Below are 25,743 nucleotides of genomic sequence, written 5' to 3'. Positions count from 1 at the left end.
TAAACTAAACACTATTACGAATTTTTATTATAATTTCTCATCTTTTTTATAAGGCTTTTAATGTTTTCAGCGTTTTTTCTCTCTAAAAAATGGGCTTTATGGGCTTATGCGGGACTTTTTGTGCTTTTAGCTTTTTTGTATTTGCAAACAAGCCTTAATGTCGCTATAAATGAGTGGTATAGGGATTTTTATAATATTTTACAAAAGCCAAATGTGCAAAACGCCCCTTTAATCTTAGACGCAAATGCGACCAAAATCGCTAACGAAAATGCCCAAAAAGCTCTAGAAAATGCAAATTTTATTAACAAAGGCTCGATTTTTTACTATCAATTTTTAAACGAATGCTTTTTTTCTAGTAAAAGCATAGCTGCTAAAGAAACCTATGCGATGAGTGATTTTTATTCTAGCATCGCTGTGTTTTTGTGTATAGCCTTGCCTTATGTTTTTATCGCCACTTTAAGCATTTATTTTGCAAGTGTTTATACCTTTAAATGGCGTGAGGCTATGACCTTTTCTTACCTTAAATTTTGGAAAAATAAAAATGATAATATCGAAGGAAGTTCCCAAAGAATCCAAGAAGATACTTATAATTTTTCTAAAATTGTTGAAAGTTTAGGACTTGCCTTTGTGAAATCTTTGATGATTTTAATGGCATTTATCCCTATTTTATGGGCTTTGAGTGAAGATGTTTCCAAAATTCTTTTTAAAAATTTAAGTGAAGATAGCATTTTTTATTTTTTAAAAGATATGCAAGGACTGCTTGTTTATGTGGCTTTGTTTATCTCACTTGGAGGGCTTGTTGTATCGTGGTTTGTAGGCATTAAACTGCCCGGACTTGAATATAATAATCAAAAAGCAGAAGCCGCCTTTAGAAAAGAGCTTGTTTATGCGGAGGATAACCGCAAGGATTATGCTAAAAATGAGACGATGATAGAGCTTTTTACTGGACTTAAATTCAATTACAAAAGACTATTTTTACATTATGGTTATTTTAATATTTGGCTCATAATGTTTGAACAAATTATTGTCATCGTGCCGTTTTTGATTATGGGACCCTCACTTTTTGCCGGAGCTATCTCCCTTGGCGTTGTGATACAGATTAACAATGCTTTTGACCAAGTGCGAAGTTCTTTTAGTATTTTCATCACAAACTGGACTAAAATCACAGAGCTTAGAAGTATCCACAAACGCCTTAGCGAATTTGAAAAAAATATTTTGTATAAAAATTAAATTTTGCTTAATCTTTCTTTGAGTTCTTTTAGGGCATTTGAAATTTTAATCGTATAAGTTTTTCTAGCCTTTAATAAATCTTCATCAAGCCTTGAAAGTTGAGAGTTAGCAAACTTTGCTAACTCTTTTACGCTTTTATTTTTACCCTGCCTTTTTCCATTTTTAAAGACACATTGTAAAAGTTCTTCACGCCTCAAATGAGAGGGTAAATTTTCTAAGCTTTCATCATAAATTATAAGCTCATCATACAAAGCCTTTTCCCCCTCATAAACACGAAAAAGTCTTTTAAAATGCGGTATTGTCGTTTTGTGAAGATCTTGAGAAATTTTGATTTTAGGATAAAGATCTCCGTTTTGTTCTACCGCCACAAGCTTATAAACATAACCAAAAATCGTATCACTAAAAGCCGTGATTAAACGCTCTCCAACCCCAAAGCCGTCAATTTTTGCACCATTTTTAAGTAAAGCTTCAATACTTTTTTCGTCCAAAGAATTTGAAACGATGATTTTACACTCTTTAAGCCCTACTTCATCAAGCCTTTTGCGAATTTTAAAGCTTAATTCACATAAATCCCCAGAATCAATCCTCACTGCCCCTTTTTCAATACCAAATTCCTTAAAAACCTTAATCGCATTTTCAAGTCCCAAAAAGCAATCATAAGTATCAATAAGCAAGGTTGCATTTTCAGGATAAAGCTTCACAAAAGCCCTAAAAGCCTCATATTCGTCCGCAAACATTTGCACCCAAGAGTGTGCCATAGTTCCACTTGTTTTAAGTCCATAAAGCTTCGCGGCAAGGGTATTTGAAGTGCCACTACATCCGCCTATCATCGCTGCTCTAGCACCCTTAAGTGCTGCTTCGCCGCCGTGTGCTCTCCTTGCTCCAAATTCTAAAACAGCTCTCCCTCCGGCTGCTCTTACAATGCGACTTGCCTTTGTGGCGATGAGGCTTTGATGATTGAGAGTGCAAAGCAAAAAAGTTTCCAAAAGTTGTGCTTGGGTAGCCCTAGCCTTAATCATCATCACAGGCTCATTAGCAAAAACGACTTCACCCTCTTGCACACAATAAATTTCTCCCTCAAATTTAAAAGTTTTTAGAAAATTTAAAAACTCTTCCTCAAAACCCTTTTGCCTTAAAAACTCAATATCCTCCGCATCAAAATGCCAAGTTTCCACAAAATCTAAAATATCTTCAAGTCCAGCAAAAATGGCAAAAGTCCCCCCATCAGGGACCTTTCTAAAAAAAACATCAAAATAACAAATTCTATCCTCAAAGCCCTCTTTTAAATAGCCTTGAGCCATAGTAAGCTCATAAAAATCACAAAGAAGATGATAATCAAAAGTCGTCAAAACTGATGCTGCCTTTAGAATAATTTGTAACCTTGCTTTCAAAAAAATTGCTTTTTTGGTCGTTGAATTTAGAGAAATCATCAACCCATTTAATCGGGTGTTTGGCATTGTAAATTTTGTCTAAATTAATCGCCACAAGTCTTAAATCCACAAGATAATGGATATATTCCTCGATAATATCGTCTGTAAAGCCCATAATTTGATTTTGTGTGATGTATTTACCCCATTTTATCTCAAGCTCCCCAGCCCTTTTAAACATTTCATAAATTTTATTGATATTTTGCTCGTTAAACAAATCAGGTCTTTCTTTACGCACTGAATTAATCATATTTTGAAATAATAATAAATGCGTAATTTCGTCCCTTTGTATGAAGCGAATCATTTGTGCAGAGCCTAGCATTTTCCCAGCTCTAGCTAGTGCATAAATTGCCGTAAAACCGCTATAAAAATACACGCCTTCTAAAATTTGATTTGCCACCATAGCAAGTAGTAATTTATTGTCATCAACATCGCCGGCTAATTCCTCATAAATGCTTGAAATAAAGTCATTTTTCTCCCTTAAGGTCGCATCGTGCTTTTCCATTTCGTAGATTAAATCCGTATTATCACAAATGGCTTCAACCATTACAGCGTAGGATTTAGAATGATTTGCTTCCTCGTAGGCTTGGCGTGCTAAGACAGCGTTAATTTCAGGGGCTGTGATGTAGGGGTTGATATTATCAGCTAGATTATTTGTTTGAAAACTATCCATTGAGATAAGTTGAGACCATACCAAATCATACATTCTTTTTTCTGCGGTGGTTAGATTACAACGATAATCAAGAGCATCTCTTGTGGTATCAACTTCTTTTGGAAACCAAGTGTTTGCCTCCATCAAATCCCACAACTTCAAAGCCCAAGTATATTTTGCCTTAGTGAAATTTAAAATCCCGTGCGGATTACCAGAAAAAATCTTTCTTTCACTTAAACTCTCACTTGAATTTGGATTATAAATTCTTTTTCTTTGCATTTTTATCCTTTCAAAACGATGCAAGTTTGTGTTAAAACATCGTGCAAATTTAAAGTATCTTTTCTTAAAAAGCTTATAAATAAGCCAAAAAACAAGCCAAAACTTACGATAAAAATTAAATATCTTAAAAAAATTCGTAAAAAATTTGCTTTTTTACCCGTTTTTTTGTCTATCAAATATAACTCATACGCTTTTAAACCTGGGCTTTGTGCCTTTAAGCTTAAAAATAAGGCTTGTATAAAACCAAAAAATAAAGTGCAAAAAAGCGGTATCAAAATACTAGCCAAAAAAGCTTCTTTTGAGCCTAAAATAAAATAAAAAGTGTATAAAATCGGCACATAAATCAAAAAAATATCAATTAAAAAAGCACGAAATCGAAGCCACCTTGACGCAATCCTCGCCTTAGTTTTCATCAATTTCCACGACTTCCCGGTTTAACTGCTTTACTTCCTTGCTGACAAAAAGGACATTGATGTGTCTCGTAAATTTCAAAGTCAAAATTTCCTAAAGCAAAAAGCGGTAAATTGCTAGGAAGTTTGGCATTTTCTTTTCTTTCGTTAGCTAAATTTTTAACCGCACAAAAGCCACGATTTGCCAAAGCTGCGTAAGCTACGACCTCTCCACCTAAACTTTCAATAATCTTCGCACTCTCTAAAGCGCTACCACCTGTGGTGATAATATCCTCACAAATGATGAATTTCTCGCCTTTTCTCACTTCAAAACCTCGTCTTAAAGTCATCACGCCCTCAACTCTTTCTGTGAAAATAAAACGCTTTTTACTCGCTCTAGCTAATTCATACCCTGCTAAAACTCCGCCCAAAGCAGGAGAGCAAATGCTCTCAAATTCAACGCCGTAAGCTATGATGATTTGAGCTAATTTTTCGCATAATTCTCCCGCTAAAATAGGATTTTCAAGCACCTTTGCACTTTGGAGATAAAACTGCGAGTGTTTGCCAGAACTTAACAAAAAATGTCCCTCTAAATACGCTCCACACTCTTTATAAATTTGCTCCAAATTCATTATCAAACCTTTAAAAGTTGTGTTTCTTTATCTTTAACGCTTTCGTCAATTTTATGTGTGTAAAGGTCGGTTAATTTTTGCACTTCATCATAAGCTTTTTTAGCCTCATCTTCTGAAATAGCCTTATCTTTTTCAAGTTTTTTAATCGCATCATTTGCATCTTTTCTGCCATTTCTTATAGAAACCTTAGCCTTTTCTCCCATAGCCTTAGCGTGTTTGACATTTTCTTCTCTTTGCTCCTTAGTCATAGGAGGAAAAAAAAGCTTAACGCTTTCGCCATCGTTGTTTGGATTTACACCTATATTTGCTGCCGCAATAGCACTTTCGATAGCTTTTAACATAGGCTTTTCCCAAGGGGTAATGCTAATGGTTGAAGCATCACTTGCTAACACAGTAGCGACTTGATTTAGCGGAGTTGCACTTCCGTAATAATCCACTTGAATAGGATCTAAGATATGGATATTAACCTTACCTGTTCTTAGCGTTGTAAAATCTTTTTTTAAAGCTTCTAAACTTTTTTCCGCTTGAGTTTTTTGTTTTTCATAAATTTCGTTTAGCATTTTAGTCCTTATTTGCTTGAATTGACTTCGTTTGGAAGCTGTGGAGCGCTTGGCGCACTAGGTATAGCTGCTGGTAAATTAGGTAAAGTTGTATTAGAGTCGATTTGCACTTTTTCTGCTAAGGAATTTTTATTAGAACTATTATAAAGATAGCCTAGAGCTATGGTGTTTGCTATGAGTAAAAGTCCCATTATAAAGGTAAATTTGGCTAAAAATCCCGCAGGACCTTTCGCACCAAAAAGGCTTTCATTACTTCCACTATACGCACCAAGACCTATACTTGAGCTTTTTTGGAGCAACACAGCGATACAAATCACCACAACAATCACAAATTGTAAAACAATTAAAAGAGTCATCATAACTAAATCCTAAGATAAAAAATTTAAATTTACATTGTAGCCAAAAAAGCTTGAAAAGAGTTTGAAATCCCAAAATTTGCGAGAAAACTCGCAAATTTTATCGACTATTAAAACTTCTTAAGATGTTAAGTAAAGATACAAAAAGATTGACAAAGTCAAGATAAAGTGCCACTGCACCCTCAATAGGCGTTTCATAATTTCCGCGTATGATATTTTGTGTATCATAGAGGATATAAAATGAAAAGAGTATCGCCGCTACAGCAGAAACTGCTAAATTTAAAAGACTACTTTGAAAGAAAAGATTAAGCAAAGATGCCGCCACAACGACAATTAAAACAATAAATAAAGCCTTACCCATCATCGTAAAGTCTTTTTTAGTATTCATCGCAAAAATGCTAAGCCCTCCAAAAGCCACTGTTGTCAAAGCAAAAGCCTGTGCTACAATCACTCCACCCGCTGGTAATGCCAAAACAGAAATCAGTAAAGGCGTGAGCGTAAGTCCTGAAACAAAAGTAAAAGCAAAAAGCAAGATGAGATTAAGCGGAGCTTCTCTTTTCTTATACATTAAGCCGAAAAGCAAACCTAACTCAACTGCAAAAAGAATCCAAAATGTGATTTGAGACTGCACAAAAAATTGTGCTAAAGCAAAAATTCCTATATAAGCACCCGCTGTCGCTGCCAAAAGTGAAGCGGCAAAAAGCTGGTAAGTTTGCTTAATAAAAACGCTTAATTCGCTTGAACGAGTGTTTTCAAATGTGCTAGATTTAGAATAATCTCTATCATAAAGACTCATTATATACTCCTTAAATTTTAAATTGTGAAATTTAGCATACTTTTTTTAAAAAATAGTAAATTAATCTTTCTTTTACACAAATTTACTATAATCAAGTTTTATTAGGTAGGGAAAATTATGGAAAATCTTATTAGCGGTGCAATTAAATTTATGCAAGAAGACTTTAAAGAGCATTCTGCACTTTTTGAAAGTTTGAAAAATAAGCAAAATCCTCATACGCTTTTCATAGGCTGTTCTGATTCTAGGGTAATCCCTAATCTCATCACAAATACAGGTCCGGGTGAGCTTTTTGTCATAAGAAATATTGCAAATATCGTCCCGCCTTACCGTGTAGGGGAGGATTACCTAGCTACAACCTCAGCGATAGAATACGCACTTACAAGTTTGCAAATTAAAAACATTGTCGTTTGTGGGCATAGTAATTGTGGGGGTTGTAATGCACTTTATAACAGCGAAGAAGAGCTAGAAAAAGTGCCAAATGTTAAAAAATGGCTTGCTATGCTAGAGCCTATAAAAAAAGATGTTTTGCTTTTCGCTAATAATGATTTGGCAATGAGAGCGTGGCTGACTGAAAAGCTAAATTTGGTCAATTCTTTGCAAAATATCCTCACTTATCCCGGAGTTGAAAAGGCTTTGGAAGAAGGCAAAATTGAAGTGCATGCGTGGTATTATATCATCGAAACGGGTGAAATTTATGAATATGACTTTAAGGCTAAAATTTTTACCCTAATTCAAAATAGGAGAAATGTATGAAAAAAATCTTTTTAGCACTCTTTCTTTTCGTCTCTTTCGCCCTAAGTAGCGACTTAACAGAAAATAATAAAAATGTAAGAACAGAAAATAGTCTTTTTAATCTCGTCCAAGGTTATGTGGAGCTAAATTCTAAGATTAAAGAATATGCTCAAACAAGCGATACAAACTCAAGCACATATAGGCAAATCATTGAAGAATTAAATGAAGAAAAACAAAAAATCCTCTCAAGAATCCCAGAAATCATCGTCTCACAAGAAATCGATCAAAAAGATGTCAAGCTTTTTTTGCAAAAAAAAGAAGATTTAGAAAAGCTTAAAAATAAAAGTCCTAAGCAAAGCTTTACTTACATTAATGCTGGTCTTGATTTGCTTTATTTACAAGTTATCGAAGAATTTTATAAATCACTTGCCGAGCTTAAAGAGCTATTTAAAAATGCTGCAAGTAGTAAGGATATGACCAAGCTTATTGACACAAGTATGGAAAATTTGCAAATGCTTATCAATACAGATTTTTCTCCTTATAAAGATAAAATTACAAACACAGCACAACTTGAAACAATAAATACAAAAGAAACACTTATTAAAAATACTTTTAGCTCTTATAGTGAGATTTTAAAATATCTTAGAACGAATGCGCATTTGTTAGAAAGTAATTATCTCTTTAGTGCTTTGGGTCTTCAAATTTGGATTGATAAAATCAATTCTTTTTTTAATATAGAATTTCTTAATGTCGGTAAAATTGTCATATCCTTGCTTGTTTTAGCTTTTTTTATGTCGCTTAGGAAATTTTTCTCTCACATTGTATATTTTTTCCTCGTGAAGCTTGTTTATCGTGGCAGAGCAAATGTTGATGACATTAAAACAATGTTTATAGAAAATATCAAAAAGCCCGTGGGTTTTTTGCTTGTTGTTTATGCGTTTAGCCTTTGTCTTACCATAGCTTTTTATCCAGCACCTATGAATTTGACACTTAGCAATGCTTTTTATATTATTTATGCAATTTTTATCGCTTGGCTTATTTTGACTATTTTAGACGGCTATGGTATGGTTTTAGTCTCAAAACTTGCCCAAAAAAGTGGCAAAAAAGAAGTTGTCAATCTCATCATTAAAATTTTATATTTTGTCATCATCGTCATCGCCTTTTTATTTATCTTAGCACAGCTTGGTTTTAATATCTCTGCTATTATAGCCTCACTTGGTATAGGTGGTTTAGCCGTGGCTCTAGCAGCAAAAGACATTATTGCAAATTTCTTTGCCTCCATCTTGCTTTTATTTGATAATAGCTTTAATCAAGGCGATTGGGTTGAGGTTTCAGGCGTGGAAGGAACGGTTGTAGAAACTGGACTTAGAAAAACGACTATTAGAACCTTTGATAATTCTTTAGTTTTTTTACCAAATTCAGTTATTATGGGAGCAAATATCAAAAACTGGAGTAAAAGACGCATAGGACGCCATATTAAAATGTATTTGGGTGTGGGCTATGATGCGACTCCTGAAAAATTAGAATCTTGTGTTAAAGATCTTAAAGAGCTTTTAAGCACAAGTGCTTTAGTTGCTCACCCTGAAGATAGTGCTTTAAAATACGGCGATAGCTCCGCTAAATATAGGCAAAATCTCGTCTCCATTAACGACCTTGAGGGTTATAAAAATGCTTGTTATGTGGGGCTTAGTGATTTTGGAGAAAGCAGCATTAATATAGAAATTTATTTTTATACAAAAGCTGTTACAGCAGATGGTTTTAGAGATGCTAGACAAGCTTTAATGCTTGAATTTATGCGTATTATAGAGAAAAATGGACTAAGTTTTGCCTTTCCAAGTAGAAGCATTTATATAGAAAATTTACCTCCGCTTGATAAGGCTTTTAAAGTATGAAATTTGTGCATTTTAACTGGAACGGCGAAAGGCATTTGGGTGTGCTAAATGCTGAAAATAAAGTTATTTGCTTTAAGCATTTAGGTATTAAAACAAATGATATGAACGCATTTATTATCCACTATGATGAATTTAAAAATAACTTAAATAACTTAGCTGGTTACCCTACCATTGATCTATCGCCTGAAAAGTTTTTAGCCCCCATCATTGAACCCTTGCAAGATATTATTTGCCTTGGGATTAATTTTTTAGACCACGCAAAAGAATCAGCGAAATTTAAGGGCGAGAATTTTGAAGAAAGAAAATACCCCGTTTATTTTGGCAAAAGGGTTAATGACGCCACTGCCCCTTATGCTAAAATCCCTCTACATCAAAGTGTAACAAAACAGCTTGATTATGAATGCGAATTAGCCGTGATTTTAAGTAAAGAAGCCTATAAAATCAAAGCTAATGAGGCGAAAAACTATATCTTTGGTTATACTATCATCAACGAAATTTCGGCTAGAGATTTACAAGCTAAGCATAAGCAATTTTACCGCGCAAAAAGTTTGGAGGGTAGCACTATAATGGGTCCTTGTATAGTAAGCGTTGATGAAATAGCCTATCCGCCACAACTTAGCCTTAAAAGCTATGTTAATGGCGAGTTAAGGCAAAATGACAATACAAAAAATTTCATCTTTGACATCGCTTATGTTTTGGAAGAATTAAGTGCTGGAATGAGACTAAAAGCAGGGACTATCATCTCAATGGGAACACCAAGCGGGGTTGGTATGGGGCTTAATCCTCCGCAGTTTTTAAAAGATAAAGATGAAGTGCGTTGTGAGATTGAAAAAATCGGCACACTTTGCAATATTATCGATAAGAACTTATAAATTTAATTGATAAAAGCCGTTTTTAAGTCTTTTAAAAAGTTTTTTGTCTTCTAAAAATTTAAAAGTAGCGATAATGGTCGGCTTACTTTGTCCAAGTTTTTCTTCCAAATCGCTGATTTTAATCATTACAAAGCCGTTTTCATCGGCATTTTCGCAAAGAAATTCTAAAAGTTCAAAACGCTTTTTGCCTAGAATTTTTTCTAAAGCCTTTTTGAAATTTTTATTCATAAAAAACCTTAAATAAAACAACTCCCCAAGAAAAGAGAGCAAAAACTATGGCAAAAAACACAGCCGCACTCCCACAATCCTTAGCCCTTTTAGCCTTTTCGTGCCACTCATTTGTAATCAAATCCACACAGGCTTCAATCGCAGAATTTAAGGCTTCTACGATAAGTATTAGCACCAAAACCCCTGCTAAAAACAAATGCTCCACTAAGCTAAGGGGTAAAAAATAATCTAATATCAAAGCGGGAATGATGATACTAAGCTCTATTTTAAAAGAACTTTCAAATTTAACTAAAGAAAGTAAGCCTTGTAAGGCATATTGTGTATTGGAAAAAAGCGAGTATTTTGGTTTCACTTTTTCTCTCCAAATTTGAGATTTAAAAGATCAAATGCTTCTTCATAAAAGGGTGTTTTAACCTCAAAATAACCCAAAATCGTGCTAAAAAGATTATCGTGCGAAAGCTCCATATTTTTATGTTTGAAAGCAATTTGCCTTAAATTTTCATCATCTGTCCATAAAATGAAAGGAATTTGCGTTTGCGTTTTGGGTGCTATGGCATAGGGCATTCCGTGCAGGTATATACCATTTTCTCCTAAACTTTCGCCGTGGTCTGAAATGTAAATAAGAGTGTTTTGATAGTCTTTAATCATTTTAAGCTCGTCAATCATTTCTTCGACAATATAATCTGTGTAAAGTATGGTATTATCATAAGTGTTAGTGATTTGCTCTAAAGTGCATTTTGAAAGCTCATTTGTATCACAAGTGGGCGTAAATTTTTCAAATTCCTTAGGATAGCGTTTGTAATAAGCTGGTCCGTGTGATCCTTGCAAATGCACAATGATAAAATTCGCCGTATCTAAATTCGCAAGAGTTTTTTTAAGCTCTTCAATCAAAAAGCCATCATATTCTTCTTTAAAAATGTGTGTTTGTTTAAGCCTTTGACAAACACCTTGACAACCGCCTGAATTATTATCCAGCCAAGTCGTTTTAATGCCCACCTTATCTACAAAATCTAACAAATTTTCCTCATAAGCCTTATTGGAAAAATTATTTTTTTTCGAAGCAGAAAACATACAAGGCAAACTCACAGCCGTAGAAGTGCCACAGCTTGAAACTTTGTCAAAATATATTATGTCTTCGTGAGGGGTTGCCAAATTAGTTTGATTTTTATATCCTCCAAGAGAATAATTTGCCGCCCTTGCCGTTTCTCCTATGACAAGCACTAAGTTTCTTTTTGTAGTATTATTTTCCCTATAAGCTTTATCGCTTAAAATTTTAAGCTCTGCCTTAGGGGCTAAATAAATTTGATAGTAGCGAAATAGGGCGTAAAATTGATAAAAAGGCACATTATACATTCTCATTTCACTATAAGTTCTAAAAAACGGCACAAAGCTTTTTGTTAGTGGTAAAAAAACGGCACAAAAAATGCCAAACGCTAAAAAAATGTTTAGAAATTTAATACCAAGTTGTTTTTTAAAAGACGGATAAAGAATTGTGATTTTTAAAATAAAAAAACTCACAAATAAAAGCCCTAAAATAAGCAAAATTAAAGACATATTAATTAAATCAAAAGCTTCTTTAGTATCCGTGTTAAAAACATTGCGTAGCATATCGCTATCGATTAAAACCCCATAACTTTGCATAAAATAAGCACTCATACCAGCCGTAATTAAAAAAATAATAGAAAAAAATTTGCTTAAAAACCTTACGAAAATCACGCAAAGTATGATATGCACTAAACAAGCATAAGCTAGGATTATAGCTATGGTTAGCCATAATTGATTTGATGATAAATTTTTATAAATAAAAATAAAGCCATTAAAATTCATCAAAACAATTAAAAATGTATTTAAAAATACAAATTGAAACCAAGAAATTTTCAAATTTTATCCTTTTTAGTGTCCGTTTAAAGAGCGTGATTATATTTTTTTATCATTAATATTTAGCAAAATTTGATAGAATTAGCCCTTTTTGAAAGGATAAAAATGAAACTCATTTCGTGGAATGTCAATGGCTTAAGAGCCATTTGTGATAAGGGTGCTTTAGAATGGATAAAGGAAGAAAAGATTGATTTTATAGGCTTTCAGGAGATTAAAGCAAGTGAGGATAAATTTCCTAAAAAAATTTATGAATACCCTTTTAAACACATGTATTTTAATTCTGCTAAAAGAGCGGGTTATTCTGGCGTGATGAGCCTTTGTAATTTTGAGTGCGAAACGAAAAAATGCGAATTTTTTGACGATGATGAGGGGCGGGTTTTAGAACACAACTTCGAAAATATCGTGCTTTTTAATATCTATTTTCCCAACGGACAAAAAGACGAAGAACGCTTAAATCATAAAATGAAATTTTATGCGGATTTTTTAATTTATTTAAACAAGCTTTTAAAAGAGGGTAAAGAAATCATCATTTGCGGCGATGTCAATACCGCTCATAAAGAGATAGATTTAACTCACCCTAAAGCTAATGCCAACACTTCAGGCTTCCTGCCGATAGAAAGAGCGTGGATTGATGATTTATTAAAGCTTGGTTTTATTGATAGTTTTAGAGAAATTAACGGCGATATTAAGGAAAAATACTCGTGGTGGTCTTATAGAATGAAGGCTAGGGAGAGAAATGTGGGCTGGAGGATTGATTATTTTTTCATCTCCAAAGGGTTAAAATCCAAGCTTAAAAATGCTTTCATTAAAGATGAAATTTTTGGCTCTGACCACGCTCCTGTGGGTATAGAGCTAGATATTTAGGCCCAAAATAAATGCGAAATAAGTATTTTAAAACCAAGTAAAATTAGCACACCTCCACCTAATAATTCCGCTTTGCTTTTAAGATAAACGCCAAAGCGTTTGCCTATTTTCAACGCAACAACGCAAAAGATGAAAGTAATGCCACCTATAAGAAAAAGTGCAAGAGTAAGAGAAACTTGCAAAAAGGCAAAACTCACACCAACAGCTAAAGCGTCGATACTTGTCGCAATAGCAAGAGTAAGCATAGTTTTAAAATGAAATCCATCATCACTAGGGCAACTTTCTTTTTCAAAACCTTCCTTCATCATTTTAAAACCAATAAAAACAAGCAAAACAAAAGCAATCCAATGGTCAATTTTTTGAATAAAAGAACTAAAACTCACACCAACTAAAAAACCAAGTGCGGGCATTAAAGCCTGAAATCCACCAAAATAAATTCCAACAATAAGATAATGTTTTAGCGTGAGAGTTCTAGCACTAAAGCCCTTGCATAAAGATACGGCAAAAGCGTCCATCGCCAACGCACAAGAAAGTAAAATAAGCTCAATAAAACTCACAACTTAGTCCTCACCTTCTTCATCTTTTATTTTTCAAAAAGCATTTTGGCAATCTCTGGCTTTGTGAAATACTCATCAAAATGATTATTGAGCACTCCGCCATTAACATATTTTAAAGTCATTTTGCTCCTAGATATTTTTGCATTATAGCAAATTTTTATGATGGCTTTTCGCCTTAAAAAATTCACATCTTTGACATAAATTTTCTAACCTTTCCCCCCTTTCAAAGCCTTGTTTTAAGTCTAAAAATTTTTTTGTTTCTAACAGATTTTGAAAAGAATTTTTAAGCACATTGCCCAAATTAATCGCCCCACCACTATCCAAACAGCAAGGCACAAGCGTGCCATCGCTTAAAATGCCAATTTGCTCTTTTAAAGCGTGGCAAAAACCCTTTTTAGAAACAAAAGGGGCGTTTAGACTAGGCCAAGTAAAACGCCTTGCTTGGTGCAATATGATATGTCTTTGAAGACGAATTTTTGACATTTGAAAATTAAATTTCCCCTCAAAATTTCCTCTTAAAAGCTCATAAATCGCTTCATTTTCTTTAGGTGCTTTAAAATTCATATTAAAATTCCATAATCTTAAATTGATAAAACTTGAATTTTTACGCTCAAAATGCCCTTCGCAAAGCTTTAAGATAGGTTTTAAATAGGCGTTTAAATCAAGCTTTTTTTGCGAAAAAAAGCAGCAAGAGAAAAATTCATTTGATGGATATTTTCATAATTTAAAAGCAAATTTTGATTTTTCTCACTGAGATAAAATCCACTTGTTGTGATTTCAAGTTTCATTTTATAAGCCTTAGCTATGCTTAAAAACTGCTCTAAATCATCTAAAATCAAAGGGTCTCCCAAAAGATGAAAGGTAAAAATTTCAGCCTTATCACAAATTTGCGTAGCAATTTTTTCAAAATCTTGCAAGGACAAAACGCCTCTTCGTGCTTTTTGAGAGGGGCAAAATTCGCATTTAAGTCCGCAAATATCGCTTAATTCTATATAAATTTTTTTAAAACGCATTTTGAGCCTTAAAGATTTGCAAAGCCTTTAAAGAAAGCTTTGAAAGGGCTAAACTTTCAATTTCTTCTAAGCTTTTAAACTCAAATTCCACATTTTCTTTTTGTAAGATTTGATGATAAATTTTAATCCTTAATTTATATTTTGTATAAGTATGCTTAAATTCTCCTAAAAACACTGCGTCCGAGGGTTTTAAGCCCTCTTTAAAAGGAAAATTATAAAGTCCCTTATAAAGCTTTTTTGTGCTTTTTTCAAGGGCAAATTTACCTCCAAATTCCAAAAAAACTAAATCAAATTCTAAATTTTCGTAGGATTTTTTAGGGCTTTTTGTGTAAAGTTCAGGCGTATTTTTACCCTTACAAAAAGCATTTAAGGGGCAAAGCTTACATTTTGCATTTTTAGACAGACAAAGCAAAGCACCCACATCAAGCAAGGCTTGATTATGATTAAAAGGCTCTTTTTTGTTTAAAAGAAGTCTAGCCTTTAGTTCAAGCTCCTTTTGACTAGGATTTTGCAGGGCAAAAAGGCGTTTTAAAATACGGCTAATATTCGCATCGACAAAGCTCTCACACGCACCATAGCCAAAGCAAGCCACCGCCCCAGCCGTATAAGCTCCCACTCCGCACAATTTTAGCAAATCGTCTTTTTTACGCGGTAAAAGCCCTTCAAATTCTGCCACGCACTGCCTTGCTGCCTTTTTTAAATTTCTAGCCCTTGAGTAATAACCAAGTCCCTGCCAAGCCTTTAAAAGTGCGTCTTCTTTAGCATTTGCGAGGCTTAAAAGCGTGGGGAATTGTTGCAAAAAAGGGAAATAAAATCTCTCTAAAACGACCCCAACTTGCGTTTGTTGAAGCATTATTTCGCTGATATAAACCTTATAAGCCCTATTTGTATCATTTTGTAAATTCCGCCAAGGAAGTGTTTTGCGTCCGTTATTTTCATACCATTTGAGTAAATTTTTTTGTAATTTTTCTATCATCTCTTTTTGCATAAGGGCAAAAGTATAGCAAAAATTTTCATTTTTTTGTTAAAATTCATCAAATATAAATATCAAGGAAAGAAAATGCTAACATTTTTTAAAGGTTTAGGCGTAGGATTTTTGTGTCTCTTGCTTTTTGTGGCGGGAGTTGTTTTTAATGTCGAGTTTTTGGGTAAAGAAGCGAATTCTAAGGCAATGCAACTTAACACACAAATTGAAGCTTACACAAAGTTAAAGCCCGATACTTACGAGACTGAAATTAATTTTTGGGCAAATGAAAAATTAAGCACGACACCCGATTTAAGCGAAAAAGAAAAAGCAGACATTTCACAAAGTTTTAAAGAAATTCTAGCAAGAAGTGCGAAAGATCATTTTTGCATAGGCGGAGCTTATAGTTTGGAGGCAAATTATTCTTATGAAAATAATCTTAAAATCCCTAAAGGACAGAGACTAAACGCTACTTTACAATGTGAGATAAAAGAGGGAAATTTAAGTGCTTTTAACAGCTTTTTAAACGATATTAATGCCCTTGTAGCCAAGAGTGAGTTTATAAGCGTTTCAACCCCCGCTTTAAAGGCAAGTTTTTCAAACACCACGCTCCAAAATGCAAAAGAAAAGTTAAACGATGAGCTTTTAAACAAGGCTTATGAATATGAAAAGATTTATTCTGCTAAACTTAATAAAAAATGCGTTTTGATAGAATTTAACCTTAATCAAAATGGCATTGCGAGGAATTTTCAAGGTGTGATGATGAGTGCGAAAAGCTTAGAAAAAGAGGCTGTGTCATTACCTTTAACTAAAGAAGAAGAATTAAACGCTAGAGCAAATTTACTCTTTACTTGTAAATAACTTAAAGCAAAATAAACTCTATTTAAGTTTATTTTGCTATAATTTCGCTTTTAACTTTATGCGGGAATAGCTCAGGGGTAGAGCACAACCTTGCCAAGGTTGGGGTCGCGAGTTCGAATCTCGTTTCCCGCTCCACCTGCCCGGGTGGTGGAATTGGTAGACACAAGGGACTTAAAATCCCTCGGAATTTTTCTTCCGTGCCGGTTCAAGTCCGGCCTCGGGCACCACACTTACGAAATTTAGACTTTGAGGCGACATAGCCAAGTGGTAAGGCACGAGCCTGCAAAGCTCTGATCCCCGGTTCGAATCCGGGTGTCGCCTCCATAACGGGAGATGGCTGAGTGGTCGAAAGCGGCGGTCTTGAAAACCGTTGAGGGTAACACCTCCAGGGGTTCGAATCCCTTTCTCCCGGCCACGATACCCACTATCTAAGTAAAACTTAAATGCTAGTCAAATATCAATTATCTTAATGCGAAGAAACCAAAAGCGTGAGCCCATAGGCTCACATAGTAGTTAAACTCTCACCACCACCAAGCATATCTAAACATAAGGGCGTGAGATCTTATAGTATTAGCTGAAGAGAAAATTCCACTATATCCTAAAGAAATATCAGAATCCTTAGTCAAGTCATACGAAACTCCCCCTTGCACCACTCCATAAAGTCTAGCGATGTCAAGTTCAGCATTTAAGACATTGCTATCAAGGTGTAAAGTTCCTTTTGCGTCCTTATAGACATTAAAGATTGTTCCTAGTGCCACAGCTGTTTTAAAACGATTAATCCAAGGCGTTTCATATTTGATTGTCGCAACTGCATCGATGAAATTAAAACTTTGTGCTAGATAATGCTCTCTTGTGCCTCCTAAGTGATTAAGAGTAAAAGGCTTATTATGCATACCTAGATAGTTAAAGCCTATTTGAGGAGTGATTTTCGCATCATTGTGAAGATAATGGCTTAACCCTACTCTAGCATTTGCCCCATATCCAAATACCTTTGCAGTAGAACTAGCAGAGCCTATATAACCACGATAAGTTTTTTCTACATCTCTTTCTATATAGTCAAGCTTAGTAGTAAGATTCATAAAATAAGTTGTTAAATCATCTTCATAAAAGCTATGATTATAAGTTAAACCTGCATAGTAAGAATTCCCGTCCATTTCTATTCTTTGACCTGCGACCTTTTGGTCAGCATTTTCAAAGCCTGCATATACTCCAAAGACTCCATAATCATTTGGTAATTCTCTTTGCGTAGCGATAAGCATACCAGAGGAATTTGATTTTAATTTCCCCGTATGACTTCCTAAGTCTGCACTAAAGTTTTGATAGTAAGGAATCACAAAGGTATGATTTTTTGTATTCTCATCTCTGTGATTGGTGTGGAGTTGTTCTAGTTGGCTTAAGCTTTTACCATTAGCATTAACTTCACTTTCTTTACCTGAAACAAAGACTTGAGTGGTGGCTTCTCTTAGTATCCTTGAGAGATTGACATTTCTTACTCTTTGAGAATAAATGATCGATTGTGCTAGGGTTCTACCACTTAGCTCATCTCTGTTGATATTAGCTCTATACTGACCAGCTCCTCCGAAATTTTCAAAGCTATAAATGCCTGAAACTGAGTGGAGTTTATTCACATCTATGCCTTGACCATTATTGACCTTATCTCCTACGGCATTGCCGTCTTTATCTGCGATGAGGGAATAAGAATTATAAGTTTTATCCACATCTAAGCCCTTTGTGTTGATAAAGGAATCTCCTATGCTTATGTTTGCAAAATCTCCATCTACTAGTAGGGCATTTGCTTTTCTTTCTTCAGCTGTGGCGTAATCTTCTTTATTAAAATACCAAGCATTAATGTGAAGTTTGCCTCCACCCTTATTTTCTATATGGACACCACTTGCTGTTTTACCTATCTCTCCTATGGTGTGATAACCATCTGCTGCGTTTTCATCTCTTCTAAAGTCATTGATAACGGTTAAAGTTCCACCATCATTGATGATACCACTTTGAATTTTGCCTTGATTACGGATAGTGGCTGTGCCTTTGTTTTCTATGCCGTTTGCGATACTAGCTCCTGGTCTATTGTAAATGGTAATGGCATTTTTTGCTTCGTTTTGTATTTTACCACCTATGGTGCCTGAGTTATGGATACCGCCATTGAGTGTTCCTGTGTTTTCGACTTTAATGTCGCCTTGGAGTTTTCCTCTATTATCTACTCCGCCTCCAACTGTTCCTTTTATGGTAATGCCTCCTTGGATTGTTCCAGCTAATCGAGAAGTAAAAGAATTAAAAATGCTTTCAGTCACATTAGCACCATTTTCAATCTCAATACTACCACTAATAACCCCTCCAAAATTCGCAACCATACCATTAACCGTTCCATGGACTTTAATGTTAGCTACCTTACCAGCATTTGTAGTGCCAAACGAATCCCAGTTTATAACCCCTCCTTTTAAAGTAGCACCTTGTTTTATTTCAATATCTCCATTAATTACCCCCTCATTGGCAAGAGCTGCGTGTAAAGGATTATTCTCATATTTCATTCCTCCACTTAAAGTTCCACTTTCTACAACAATACTCCCATTAATAGTCCCTCCATTACCTAAGGCTGCTGCACTCTCACTAGTTGAAGTAATATTACCTGTTACCTTAATGCCAGGTGTTGTTGTTCCACTACTCCCACTACTCCCACCACTACCATTACTACCTATGATTCCATCATTCCAAACCCCTCTTCCATTAGTGATGGTTCCTTGTATGTCGATGTGATTGATTGTTGCATTTTTATTAACTAGTATGGCTCTTCTGTGTTGAGAGCTTATGCTACCATTAGATCCTAAAGTAATAGTGCCAACATTGGCATTATTATTTATATTAATCCCTTGTCCATTGTTACCACTAGCACTTAAATTTCCATTGATGCTAATCTCACTAACATTGGCATTACTATTTATATTAATCCCATGATGTTGTGTGCTTAGACTTCCATCACTATCTATTGTGATAGTGCCAACGGTGTGACCATTACTTACATTGACCCCACCTCCAGTGCCAGTGCCACTTGCACTAAGATTATGATTGATAGTTAGATTTCCATTAGTGCCTGAATTTGAAGTATAAAAAATCCAGTTTTTATTTTGAACCGTTGCGTTGCTACTAGTTGTTATATTTTGACTATTTTCAGGTGAGCTACCAGGTTTATTATACACCCAGTTTGCTTGCAAGGGGCTATATAAAGCAGTGATAACGCTTAAGGCTAAGAAAGAGGGGATTAAACGACTTTTAAAACTATGAGAGTTTAAGTAACTTGGTAGATTGTGAATTCCTTGCTGATTGCAGGAGAGCATTGTGTGTCCCCCCCCCCCCCCCCGCAAGAGAGTTGATAAGATGTTTTTGCATTATAGACCTTTCGTAATTAAGATAAAAATGATCGCAATTATAAAGAAAAATTAACAAAAAGTAAAGAGAAATTCAAAAAATCGTTTTTTTTTTTTTTTGTGAAAGCCTATAAAATAGGCTTTTAAGTAATGGAGCTTTCTTCTAAAAAGGCATTTTTAAACGCGACATAATTTTGAGCGGATATTTTAAGAAAAGCAACTTCTTCTTGGCTTAATTCTCTTATAAGTTTGGCTGGGTTGCCTAGTATGAGAGAGCGAGGGGGGAATTTTTTATGCTTTGTTACCACGCTTCCTGCTCCTACTATGCTATCCTCTCCTATACAAACGCCGTCCATTATAGTGGAGTTCATACCAATCAAAACGCGGTCCTTAAGCTCACAAGCGTGAATCACGCAGTTATGCCCTATGCTGACATCATCGCCTATAATGGTAGGATAGCCCTTATCATTAGGTTCTTTGTGCCAAATGTGGATAGTGGTTAAATCCTGTATGTTGGTCCTTTTGCCTATTTTGATGAAGTTAAAATCGGCTCTTAAAACGCAGTTAAACCATACGCTACTATCCTCTCCGAGCTCGACTTCACCGATGATTTTAGCTCCTTGTGCGATGAAGACATTATCGCTAAGTTGAGGCGTTTTGCCTTGAAATTTGATAAGCATTTTTTCTCCTTTTCGTTAAGTATAGCTAAAAAATTTAACCTTTTTCGTTACAATTTCTCTTTTTAGGAGTAAAAATGAACGCATTTGAGCAAAAACGCTGTCAAGCTATGGCGGAGGAAATCGCTACAAAAACCTTTATCAACGAAGAGCTTTTTAACGCCTTTTGCCAAGTGCCTAGAGAAATTTTTTCTCCACTTAAAGCCCACGCTTATAGCCTTAATGCCCTACCTTTGGCAAATTCGCAGTGGATAAGCTCTCCTTTAACGGTGGCTAAGATGACTATGGCACTACAATGCAAAAATGCTGATAGCGTGCTAGAAATAGGCTGTGGAAGTGGGTATCAAGCGGCGATTTTAAGTCGCATTATAAGACGCGTTTTTACCATAGAACGCATAGAAAAACTTGCTAAAAATGCCGCAAATACCTTTAGGGAACTTGGCTTTTTAAATATCAATGTCCGTTTTGATGATGGACAAAATGGCTGGAAAAATTATGCGCCTTATGATAGAATTTTATTTTCCGCTTATGCGACTTCTATCCCTGAAATTTTACTTGATCAGCTAAGTGATGGGGGGATTTTAGTCGCACCTATTTTGCATAATGGTAAGCAATTTATCACAAGAATTAGCAAAAGTGGCACAAATTTACAAAAAGAAATTTTAGAAGAATGCCTTTTTGTGCCTGTTGTCGATGGTAAAGAACAGCTTTAAAAGCTGTAAATTACCGTGATGATAGTCAGTAAGCCTGTCGCAAAGACAAACAAATCTAAAGGCTTATTTTGAAATTTCTTAAGCTTTGAAATGCTATAAATCGCAATCACAGGCATTAAAAATAAAATCGCCGCTATAATAGGACCGCCAAGCTTTTCTATAAAATCTAAAACGCTAGGATTATAAAAACCCACAAGTAGCATAATAATATACATCGTAGTTCCGCAAATGAGCCTGATGAGCTTTTGATTAGGATTTAAAATTCCTGCCATTTTACAGCACTTACGCACTATGCCATAAGCACCCTCTCTTGCACCAAAATAATGCCCAAAAAAGGAACTCGTAATCGCTAAAAACGCAACCAAAGGACCACCATAGGCGATGATAGGATTATCAAGCTTATTTGCAAAATACGAAAGCACGGGGATATTTTGTGCTCTAGCGTCGCTAAATTCTTCGCCGCTTAAGGAAAGCACACAAGAAAAGACAAAAAACATCACAAAAATGAGAAGCATTAAAGAAGTTTTAAAAAGAATTTGGTCTGCTTTTTCTATGCTTTTATGCTCTTTATAGTGCCTTTTGACACTTAGGGTAAAGGTTGAAATGGCTGGGGAGTGATTGAAAGAAAAAACTAAAACGGGTAAGGTAAGCCAAACTATGGTGATAAATTCTTTAAAATGAGGGATTTGCGTAAAGCTTTCTAAATTCCAGTGAGGGATAAGATAGAGTGAAAATAAAAATAAAATCAAACATAAAGGATACACGAGCCATTCGCAAATTTTTGTGATAAGCTCTTCGCTTAGAAGCATTACTAGCATAAACGAACTTACCAAAATAAATACTAACAAAGCTCTATAAAATGGGGTAAGGTTGGCTATAATTTTGCCATTTTCACTTGTGCTTACACTATAAATGCTTTGGATAAATTGGACTGCATTTTCACTAGCTAGGGGCATAAACTGATGATAAATAAAGCTTTCAAAGGTATTGCTAATCCCAACACAATAGGCAAGGCATATAGGAAAAATCGCAAAAAAATAAAGCACTGAAATAAATAAAGCCGTCTTTCTACCAAAATACTCTTCCGCAGCGTGTGTGATGTCTCTATCCGCTCCATTTGCCCCGGAAACAAAGCGACTTAAAGCCCTATGACTAAGATACACCATAGGAAAGATGATAAAACACATCGCTATGACGGGTAAAACACCTCCAGTCCCAGCTTTAATGGGTAAATAGAGTATCCCAGCCCCCACAGCCGTGCCAAAGAGTGAAAGTATCCACCTCGTGTCAAATTTATATGTTTTCATAGCTTGCCTTAATGCAAGGCGGCATTGAGTGTTATGGCTTTTTTATTAAAACCCACTATCATCGCACCGCTAATGCTATCTTGTCTAAAATGCAAAGCGTTAAGGTTTTTAAGCTCTATGCCCTTATATATTTCTTTATTAAAATCAAAGCCTAGATTGACTTTTTGAAGCTCTTCTTTGTCTTTGAGTAAAAATTTCGTCCCCTCAAGCACTGCAATGCCCGCATCGACTATGCAATTATCCCCCAAAGGTATGCCTGTAACAGAATTCGCACCTAAAAGACAAGCCTTACCCACGCTTATGGCATTTCCACTAGTGCCGCTTAAAACGCCCAGTATAGACGCCCCACCGCCTATATCGCTACCCTCGCCCACAATGGCACTAGAGCTTATACGCCCCTCAACCATACAAGCACCCGTTGTGCCCGCGTTAAAATTCACATAAGAAGCACCGGGCATTATAGTCGTGCCAGCGGCTAGGGCTGCACCCATACGCACTTTAGAACTCTCTAAAATACGCGTGTTATCCTCGGGGATAATGTGAGCTAAAAAGCGTGGGAATTTATCGACAAAGTCTATTTTAGGATATTGCTTACTCATTTTAAGACGCATTTCATTTTCTCTTAAATACTCAAGCTCGATAGGCTTATCCTCACTCCAAGCGACATTGTGAAGTAAGCCAAAAGCACCATTTAGATTAAGCCCTCTTAGGGGCACTTTTTTAGTAGAAAGCAAATAAAGCTTAAGATACACACTCTCCACACTCAAAGGCTCTTTATCTTCAAAAAGGCATACAAAGGCAAATTCATCATCTTTAAACTTGTCTTTAACAACCTTAAGCAAGTCAATGTTTTTATGCCCCTCTTCTTCTAAAAAAGGCTTAAAGCAAGAAAGAGCGAAATCTATATCCTCAAGCTTTAAAAGCTCCACAAATTCGCTTTTGCTAAAGTCAAGCTCCACACCCCGCCTTGCAAAAGCCTCAAGCATAATTGCCGCTGAGGCGTAATTTTGCTCGTAATTAATAAGAGCAAAAGAGGCTTGTAAAATTTTATTTTTATTCAGCTGTCCTCTATCTAGCCTTGCAATGCCAAAGGCATAGGGCTTTTTGTAGTTTGCTTTTTGCTCGATTTGCTTTACCAAAAGCAAAAAATCTTCTTTAGTGTTTATCATCAGCTATCCTTTTTAAAAAATGCCTCAATTTTAACTTTTTTTGTTTAATAATTTTTGTGAAAATTGTAGTTTTTGTGTATAATGACACATTTATTTTCTAAGGAGTTTCATTGGACCCCAGTCAAATCGCTACTGATACTAGCTATTCTATCTTTATGATTTTTGTTGCACTTGCTTTGGTTTTTTTAAATGGTTTTTTCGTTTTGTCTGAATTTAGCATTGTTAAAGTTCGCCGTTCTAAACTTGAAGAAATGGTTAAGGAAAAAAAGCGTAATGCTAAAAAAGCTTTAGAAGTAACCTCAAAGCTTGACACCTATCTAAGTGCTTGTCAATTAGGCATTACCTTAAGCTCACTTGCTCTTGGCTGGATAGGAGAACCTGCCATTGCTAAAATGCTTGAAGCTCCGCTTTTAAATTTGGGCTTAAGTCCGGTTTTAATCCACACCATAGCTTTCATCATCGCCTTTAGCATTATCACGCTTTTACATGTGGTTTTAGGCGAGCTTGTCCCTAAAAGTATAGCCATAGCCATAGCCGATAAGGCTGTGCTTTGGGTGGCTAGACCCTTGCATTGGTTTTGGATTTTATTTTTACCTTGTATTAAAATTTTTGATATTTTGGCGGCTTTAACACTTAAAATTTTTGGTATTAAACCCGCTAAAGAACACGAGCTAACTCATAGCGAAGAAGAGATTAAAATCATAGCAAGTGAGAGTCAAAAGGGCGGGGTTTTAGATGAATTTGAAACGGAGATTATCCGTAATGCTGTGGATTTTAGCGACACAGTGGCAAAAGAAATAATGACGCCTAGAAAGGATATGATTTGCCTTAATAAGCAAAAATCTTATAGTGAAAATATGCAAATTATTTGTGAGTATAAACATACGCGTTTTCCTTATATAGACGGCTCTAAAGATGTGATTTTGGGTATGGTGCATATAAGAGACATCGTGCAAAATGAATTAAATGCTAAAAGTGAAAAGTTGGATAATTTTGTCAAGCCTCTTATTTTAGTGCCTGAAAATCTTAGCATTTCAAAAGTGCTTGTGATGATGAATAAAGAAAGATCTCACACTGCCTTAGTGATTGATGAATATGGCGGCACGGCGGGACTTTTGACGATGGAAGACATTATGGAGGAGATTATCGGCGAGATTAAAAGCGAATATGATGAGGATAATTACAAAAAACTTGCCGATAATATTTATGAATTTGCGGGGCGTTGCGATATAGAAAAGGTTGAGGAGCTTTTACTCATCACTTATGATAAGGATTTGGAGCAAGTAACCATAGGCGGTTATGTCTTTAATCTTTTAGGGCGTTTGCCTGTGGTGGGCGATAGGATAGAGGACGAACTTTGCTATTATGAAGTGAAAAAAATGGACGGAAATTCCATTGAGAAAGTGAAAGTTGTGAAAAAAATAAAAGATGAAGAGAGTGAGGACTAACTCGCTCTAAATTCTTTTTTGATAAAAACTACAAGAAAAGGTTTAAATAATTCTTTTCAATTTGATAAAATTAATCCAAAATACGATTATGATTATATTTTGCTAGGCATTACAGCAGAGAGTGTGCGTTATACAATGTATCCGTATAACAGCAAATAAAGCCCATAAACGAATTTATGGAGAAATTACGCTTTATCTCGCCTAAATGAAAGCTCGATTAGCTTTCATTTACTAGACTAAGATTCAGGGAGAAGTTATAAGATGAATTATTGCAAGATTTAGAAAATCGCTTTGAAACTTTAAAGTATATTAGAAATTTAGCACAAAGCTATGATGAGAAACAAAAGATTTTTCAATAAGATTTTAGCAAGAAATGAAGTTGATATACTATTTGCAAGAAAGGCGTTACAAAATTTCGTTCTTTAGAACAAGAGAGTTTTTAAGTGAAGGTGGCGTGATATTTATACAATGTGATGATAATGAACAAGCTTATTTAAAAGTGCTTTATGATGAGATATTTAATCGTGCATGGGGAAGGGAATAACTTTGTAGGTTATATAACTTGGCATAGAAAACGGGAGAAAGATAACTCAGCTAAATTTTTAAGTCGTGTCAGTGAGTATATTTTAGTTTTTACAAAAGATATTTCAAAGCTTACTTTTAATAAAACAGAACTTGATAAAACAACATTAAAACAATACACAAACCTAGATGATGTTCATAGAGGCAATTATAGAAAATTAGTTTTAGCAGAACACGAAGGAAGCATACTTGAAACGATTTGGATAAATTTATCAAACACTGCAAATGCAAAAGATGAAATTAAGTCTTTGTTTTAAGATAAAGATTTGAAAACAGACGAGGAATTTAGCCTTT

25 protein-coding genes, 4 tRNA genes and 1 pseudogene are annotated in these 25,743 nt (G+C 35.1%); 13 read left to right on the top strand and 17 right to left on the bottom strand.

Annotated features, from left to right (window positions below):
- Positions 1-60 precede the first annotated feature (60 nt).
- Complete coding sequence (locus CVULP_RS00530) at positions 61-1,230, top strand: putative transporter (protein WP_099506909.1); 1,170 nt, start codon at positions 61-63, stop codon at positions 1,228-1,230.
- On the opposite strand, the gene CVULP_RS00525 is transcribed toward CVULP_RS00530, so the two are convergent.
- The 7 genes from CVULP_RS00525 to CVULP_RS00495 all read right to left on the bottom strand — a co-directional run bounded on the left by CVULP_RS00525 (position 1,227) and on the right by CVULP_RS00495 (position 6,321).
- Positions 1,227-2,660 (bottom strand): nicotinate phosphoribosyltransferase, encoded by a 1,434-nt coding sequence (locus CVULP_RS00525; protein ID WP_099506910.1) that lies wholly within the window; start codon positions 2,658-2,660, stop codon positions 1,227-1,229. The genes CVULP_RS00530 and CVULP_RS00525 overlap by 4 nt on opposite strands.
- Positions 2,566-3,588, bottom strand: a complete 1,023-nt coding sequence (locus tag CVULP_RS00520; protein WP_099506911.1) for a ribonucleotide-diphosphate reductase subunit beta — start codon at positions 3,586-3,588, stop codon at positions 2,566-2,568. The genes CVULP_RS00525 and CVULP_RS00520 overlap by 95 nt, the downstream gene beginning before the upstream one ends.
- Positions 3,589-3,590: 2 nt before the next feature.
- Positions 3,591-4,001 carry an RDD family protein gene (locus CVULP_RS00515; protein ID WP_099506912.1) on the bottom strand — a complete coding sequence of 137 codons (411 nt, stop codon included), beginning with the start codon at positions 3,999-4,001 and terminating at the stop codon, positions 3,591-3,593.
- Positions 4,001-4,609, bottom strand: coding sequence for an orotate phosphoribosyltransferase (pyrE, locus tag CVULP_RS00510; protein ID WP_099506913.1), 609 nt, complete (start codon positions 4,607-4,609; stop codon positions 4,001-4,003). Before pyrE ends, CVULP_RS00515 begins: the two co-directional genes overlap by 1 nt.
- Positions 4,610-4,611: 2 nt before the next feature.
- Entirely contained in the window at positions 4,612-5,169 is a 558-nt protein-coding gene (gene frr, locus CVULP_RS00505; RefSeq protein ID WP_099462380.1) for a ribosome recycling factor, read from the bottom strand.
- Positions 5,170-5,177: 8 nt separating this feature from the next.
- On the bottom strand, positions 5,178-5,528 hold the full coding sequence (secG, locus tag CVULP_RS00500; protein ID WP_099462377.1) for a preprotein translocase subunit SecG: 351 nt from the start codon (positions 5,526-5,528) through the stop codon (positions 5,178-5,180).
- 97 nt (positions 5,529-5,625) lie between these two features.
- Positions 5,626-6,321, bottom strand: a complete 696-nt coding sequence (locus CVULP_RS00495; protein ID WP_099506914.1) for a Bax inhibitor-1/YccA family protein — start codon at positions 6,319-6,321, stop codon at positions 5,626-5,628.
- A gap of 117 nt (positions 6,322-6,438) precedes the next feature.
- Between CVULP_RS00495 and CVULP_RS00490 the strand changes: the two genes are divergently transcribed.
- Genes CVULP_RS00490 through CVULP_RS00480 form a run of 3 tightly spaced genes read left to right on the top strand, consistent with a single transcriptional unit; the run spans position 6,439 to position 9,817 of the window.
- A complete protein-coding gene (locus CVULP_RS00490; RefSeq protein WP_099462373.1) occupies positions 6,439-7,074 on the top strand; it encodes a carbonic anhydrase in 636 nt (211 codons plus the stop codon).
- A complete protein-coding gene (locus tag CVULP_RS00485) occupies positions 7,071-8,945 on the top strand; it encodes a mechanosensitive ion channel family protein (RefSeq protein ID WP_099462371.1) in 1,875 nt (624 codons plus the stop codon). Before CVULP_RS00490 ends, CVULP_RS00485 begins: the two co-directional genes overlap by 4 nt.
- The gene (locus CVULP_RS00480; protein WP_099506915.1) at positions 8,942-9,817 is read left to right on the top strand and encodes a fumarylacetoacetate hydrolase family protein; all 876 of its coding nucleotides are present in this window, start codon (positions 8,942-8,944) and stop codon (positions 9,815-9,817) included. Before CVULP_RS00485 ends, CVULP_RS00480 begins: the two co-directional genes overlap by 4 nt.
- On the opposite strand, the gene CVULP_RS00475 is transcribed toward CVULP_RS00480, so the two are convergent.
- The 3 genes from CVULP_RS00475 to CVULP_RS00465 are packed head-to-tail and all read right to left on the bottom strand — an operon-like array spanning position 9,812 to position 11,926.
- A complete protein-coding gene (locus tag CVULP_RS00475) occupies positions 9,812-10,045 on the bottom strand; it encodes a replication/maintenance protein RepL (protein ID WP_099506916.1) in 234 nt (77 codons plus the stop codon). The genes CVULP_RS00480 and CVULP_RS00475 overlap by 6 nt on opposite strands.
- Entirely contained in the window at positions 10,038-10,397 is a 360-nt protein-coding gene (locus tag CVULP_RS00470) for a diacylglycerol kinase (protein ID WP_099506917.1), read from the bottom strand. The genes CVULP_RS00475 and CVULP_RS00470 overlap by 8 nt, the downstream gene beginning before the upstream one ends.
- On the bottom strand, positions 10,394-11,926 hold the full coding sequence (locus CVULP_RS00465) for a phosphoethanolamine transferase (RefSeq protein WP_099506918.1): 1,533 nt from the start codon (positions 11,924-11,926) through the stop codon (positions 10,394-10,396). The genes CVULP_RS00470 and CVULP_RS00465 overlap by 4 nt, the downstream gene beginning before the upstream one ends.
- Before the next feature lie 102 nt (positions 11,927-12,028).
- Between CVULP_RS00465 and CVULP_RS00460 the strand changes: the two genes are divergently transcribed.
- Positions 12,029-12,787 (top strand): exodeoxyribonuclease III, encoded by a 759-nt coding sequence (locus CVULP_RS00460; RefSeq protein WP_099506919.1) that lies wholly within the window; start codon positions 12,029-12,031, stop codon positions 12,785-12,787.
- Here CVULP_RS00460 and CVULP_RS00455 read toward each other — a convergent pair.
- The 3 genes and pseudogenes from CVULP_RS00455 to mutY form a co-directional block, all read right to left on the bottom strand.
- The gene (locus CVULP_RS00455; RefSeq protein WP_099506920.1) at positions 12,784-13,344 is read right to left on the bottom strand and encodes a manganese efflux pump MntP; all 561 of its coding nucleotides are present in this window, start codon (positions 13,342-13,344) and stop codon (positions 12,784-12,786) included. The two genes, CVULP_RS00460 and CVULP_RS00455, sit on opposite strands and share 4 nt — an antisense overlap.
- A 144-nt stretch (positions 13,345-13,488) precedes the next feature.
- Positions 13,489-14,357, bottom strand: a pseudogene (locus tag CVULP_RS00450) (radical SAM/SPASM domain-containing protein).
- Entirely contained in the window at positions 14,347-15,345 is a 999-nt protein-coding gene (gene mutY / locus CVULP_RS00445) for an A/G-specific adenine glycosylase (protein ID WP_099506921.1), read from the bottom strand. The pseudogene CVULP_RS00450 and the gene mutY overlap by 11 nt, the downstream one beginning before the upstream one ends.
- A gap of 72 nt (positions 15,346-15,417) precedes the next feature.
- Here mutY and CVULP_RS00440 point away from each other — a divergent pair, with 72 nt between their 5' ends.
- The 5 genes from CVULP_RS00440 (at position 15,418) to CVULP_RS00420 (ending at position 16,597) form a co-directional block, all read left to right on the top strand.
- Positions 15,418-16,182 (top strand): hypothetical protein, encoded by a 765-nt coding sequence (locus tag CVULP_RS00440; protein WP_099506922.1) that lies wholly within the window; start codon positions 15,418-15,420, stop codon positions 16,180-16,182.
- Between the two features lie 60 nt (positions 16,183-16,242).
- Positions 16,243-16,317: transfer RNA gene (locus tag CVULP_RS00435), tRNA-Gly, on the top strand.
- Positions 16,318-16,320: 3 nt separating this feature from the next.
- Positions 16,321-16,409 (top strand) — tRNA-Leu (locus CVULP_RS00430).
- Between the two features lie 23 nt (positions 16,410-16,432).
- A tRNA-Cys gene (locus CVULP_RS00425) sits at positions 16,433-16,506 on the top strand.
- 3 nt (positions 16,507-16,509) lie between these two features.
- A tRNA-Ser gene (locus tag CVULP_RS00420) sits at positions 16,510-16,597 on the top strand.
- Positions 16,598-16,703: 106 nt separating this feature from the next.
- On the opposite strand, the gene CVULP_RS00415 is transcribed toward CVULP_RS00420, so the two are convergent.
- Positions 16,704-19,523 (bottom strand): autotransporter outer membrane beta-barrel domain-containing protein, encoded by a 2,820-nt coding sequence (locus tag CVULP_RS00415; RefSeq protein WP_265415673.1) that lies wholly within the window; start codon positions 19,521-19,523, stop codon positions 16,704-16,706.
- A gap of 173 nt (positions 19,524-19,696) precedes the next feature.
- A complete protein-coding gene (locus tag CVULP_RS00410) occupies positions 19,697-20,233 on the bottom strand; it encodes a gamma carbonic anhydrase family protein (RefSeq protein ID WP_099507385.1) in 537 nt (178 codons plus the stop codon).
- Positions 20,234-20,307: 74 nt separating this feature from the next.
- Here CVULP_RS00410 and CVULP_RS00405 point away from each other — a divergent pair, with 74 nt between their 5' ends.
- On the top strand, positions 20,308-20,943 hold the full coding sequence (locus CVULP_RS00405; RefSeq protein ID WP_099461315.1) for a protein-L-isoaspartate(D-aspartate) O-methyltransferase: 636 nt from the start codon (positions 20,308-20,310) through the stop codon (positions 20,941-20,943).
- On the opposite strand, the gene CVULP_RS00400 is transcribed toward CVULP_RS00405, so the two are convergent.
- Both CVULP_RS00400 and CVULP_RS00395 read right to left on the bottom strand, forming a co-directional pair.
- Positions 20,940-22,250: an SLC5/6 family protein gene (locus tag CVULP_RS00400; protein ID WP_099461314.1), complete on the bottom strand. Its 1,311-nt coding sequence runs from the start codon at positions 22,248-22,250 to the stop codon at positions 20,940-20,942. The two genes, CVULP_RS00405 and CVULP_RS00400, sit on opposite strands and share 4 nt — an antisense overlap.
- A gap of 8 nt (positions 22,251-22,258) precedes the next feature.
- Positions 22,259-23,419, bottom strand: a complete 1,161-nt coding sequence (locus tag CVULP_RS00395) for a tetrahydrodipicolinate N-succinyltransferase N-terminal domain-containing protein (protein ID WP_099507386.1) — start codon at positions 23,417-23,419, stop codon at positions 22,259-22,261.
- 155 nt (positions 23,420-23,574) lie between these two features.
- On the opposite strand from CVULP_RS00395, the gene CVULP_RS00390 reads away from it, so the two are divergent.
- Together CVULP_RS00390 and CVULP_RS08795 are read left to right on the top strand one after the other, a co-directional pair.
- The gene (locus tag CVULP_RS00390; RefSeq protein WP_252195534.1) at positions 23,575-24,867 is read left to right on the top strand and encodes a hemolysin family protein; all 1,293 of its coding nucleotides are present in this window, start codon (positions 23,575-23,577) and stop codon (positions 24,865-24,867) included.
- Between the two features lie 506 nt (positions 24,868-25,373).
- Positions 25,374-25,706 carry a hypothetical protein gene (locus CVULP_RS08795; protein WP_099507388.1) on the top strand — a complete coding sequence of 111 codons (333 nt, stop codon included), beginning with the start codon at positions 25,374-25,376 and terminating at the stop codon, positions 25,704-25,706.
- The last annotated feature ends 37 nt before the right edge of the window (positions 25,707-25,743 follow it).

The organism is Campylobacter vulpis (assembly GCF_014217995.1).
In the GTDB taxonomy this organism is placed as follows: Bacteria; Campylobacterota; Campylobacteria; order Campylobacterales; family Campylobacteraceae; genus Campylobacter_D; species Campylobacter_D vulpis.
The sequence above is the reverse complement of the archived record's forward strand: the minus strand, read 5'-3'. Positions and strand labels throughout refer to the sequence as shown.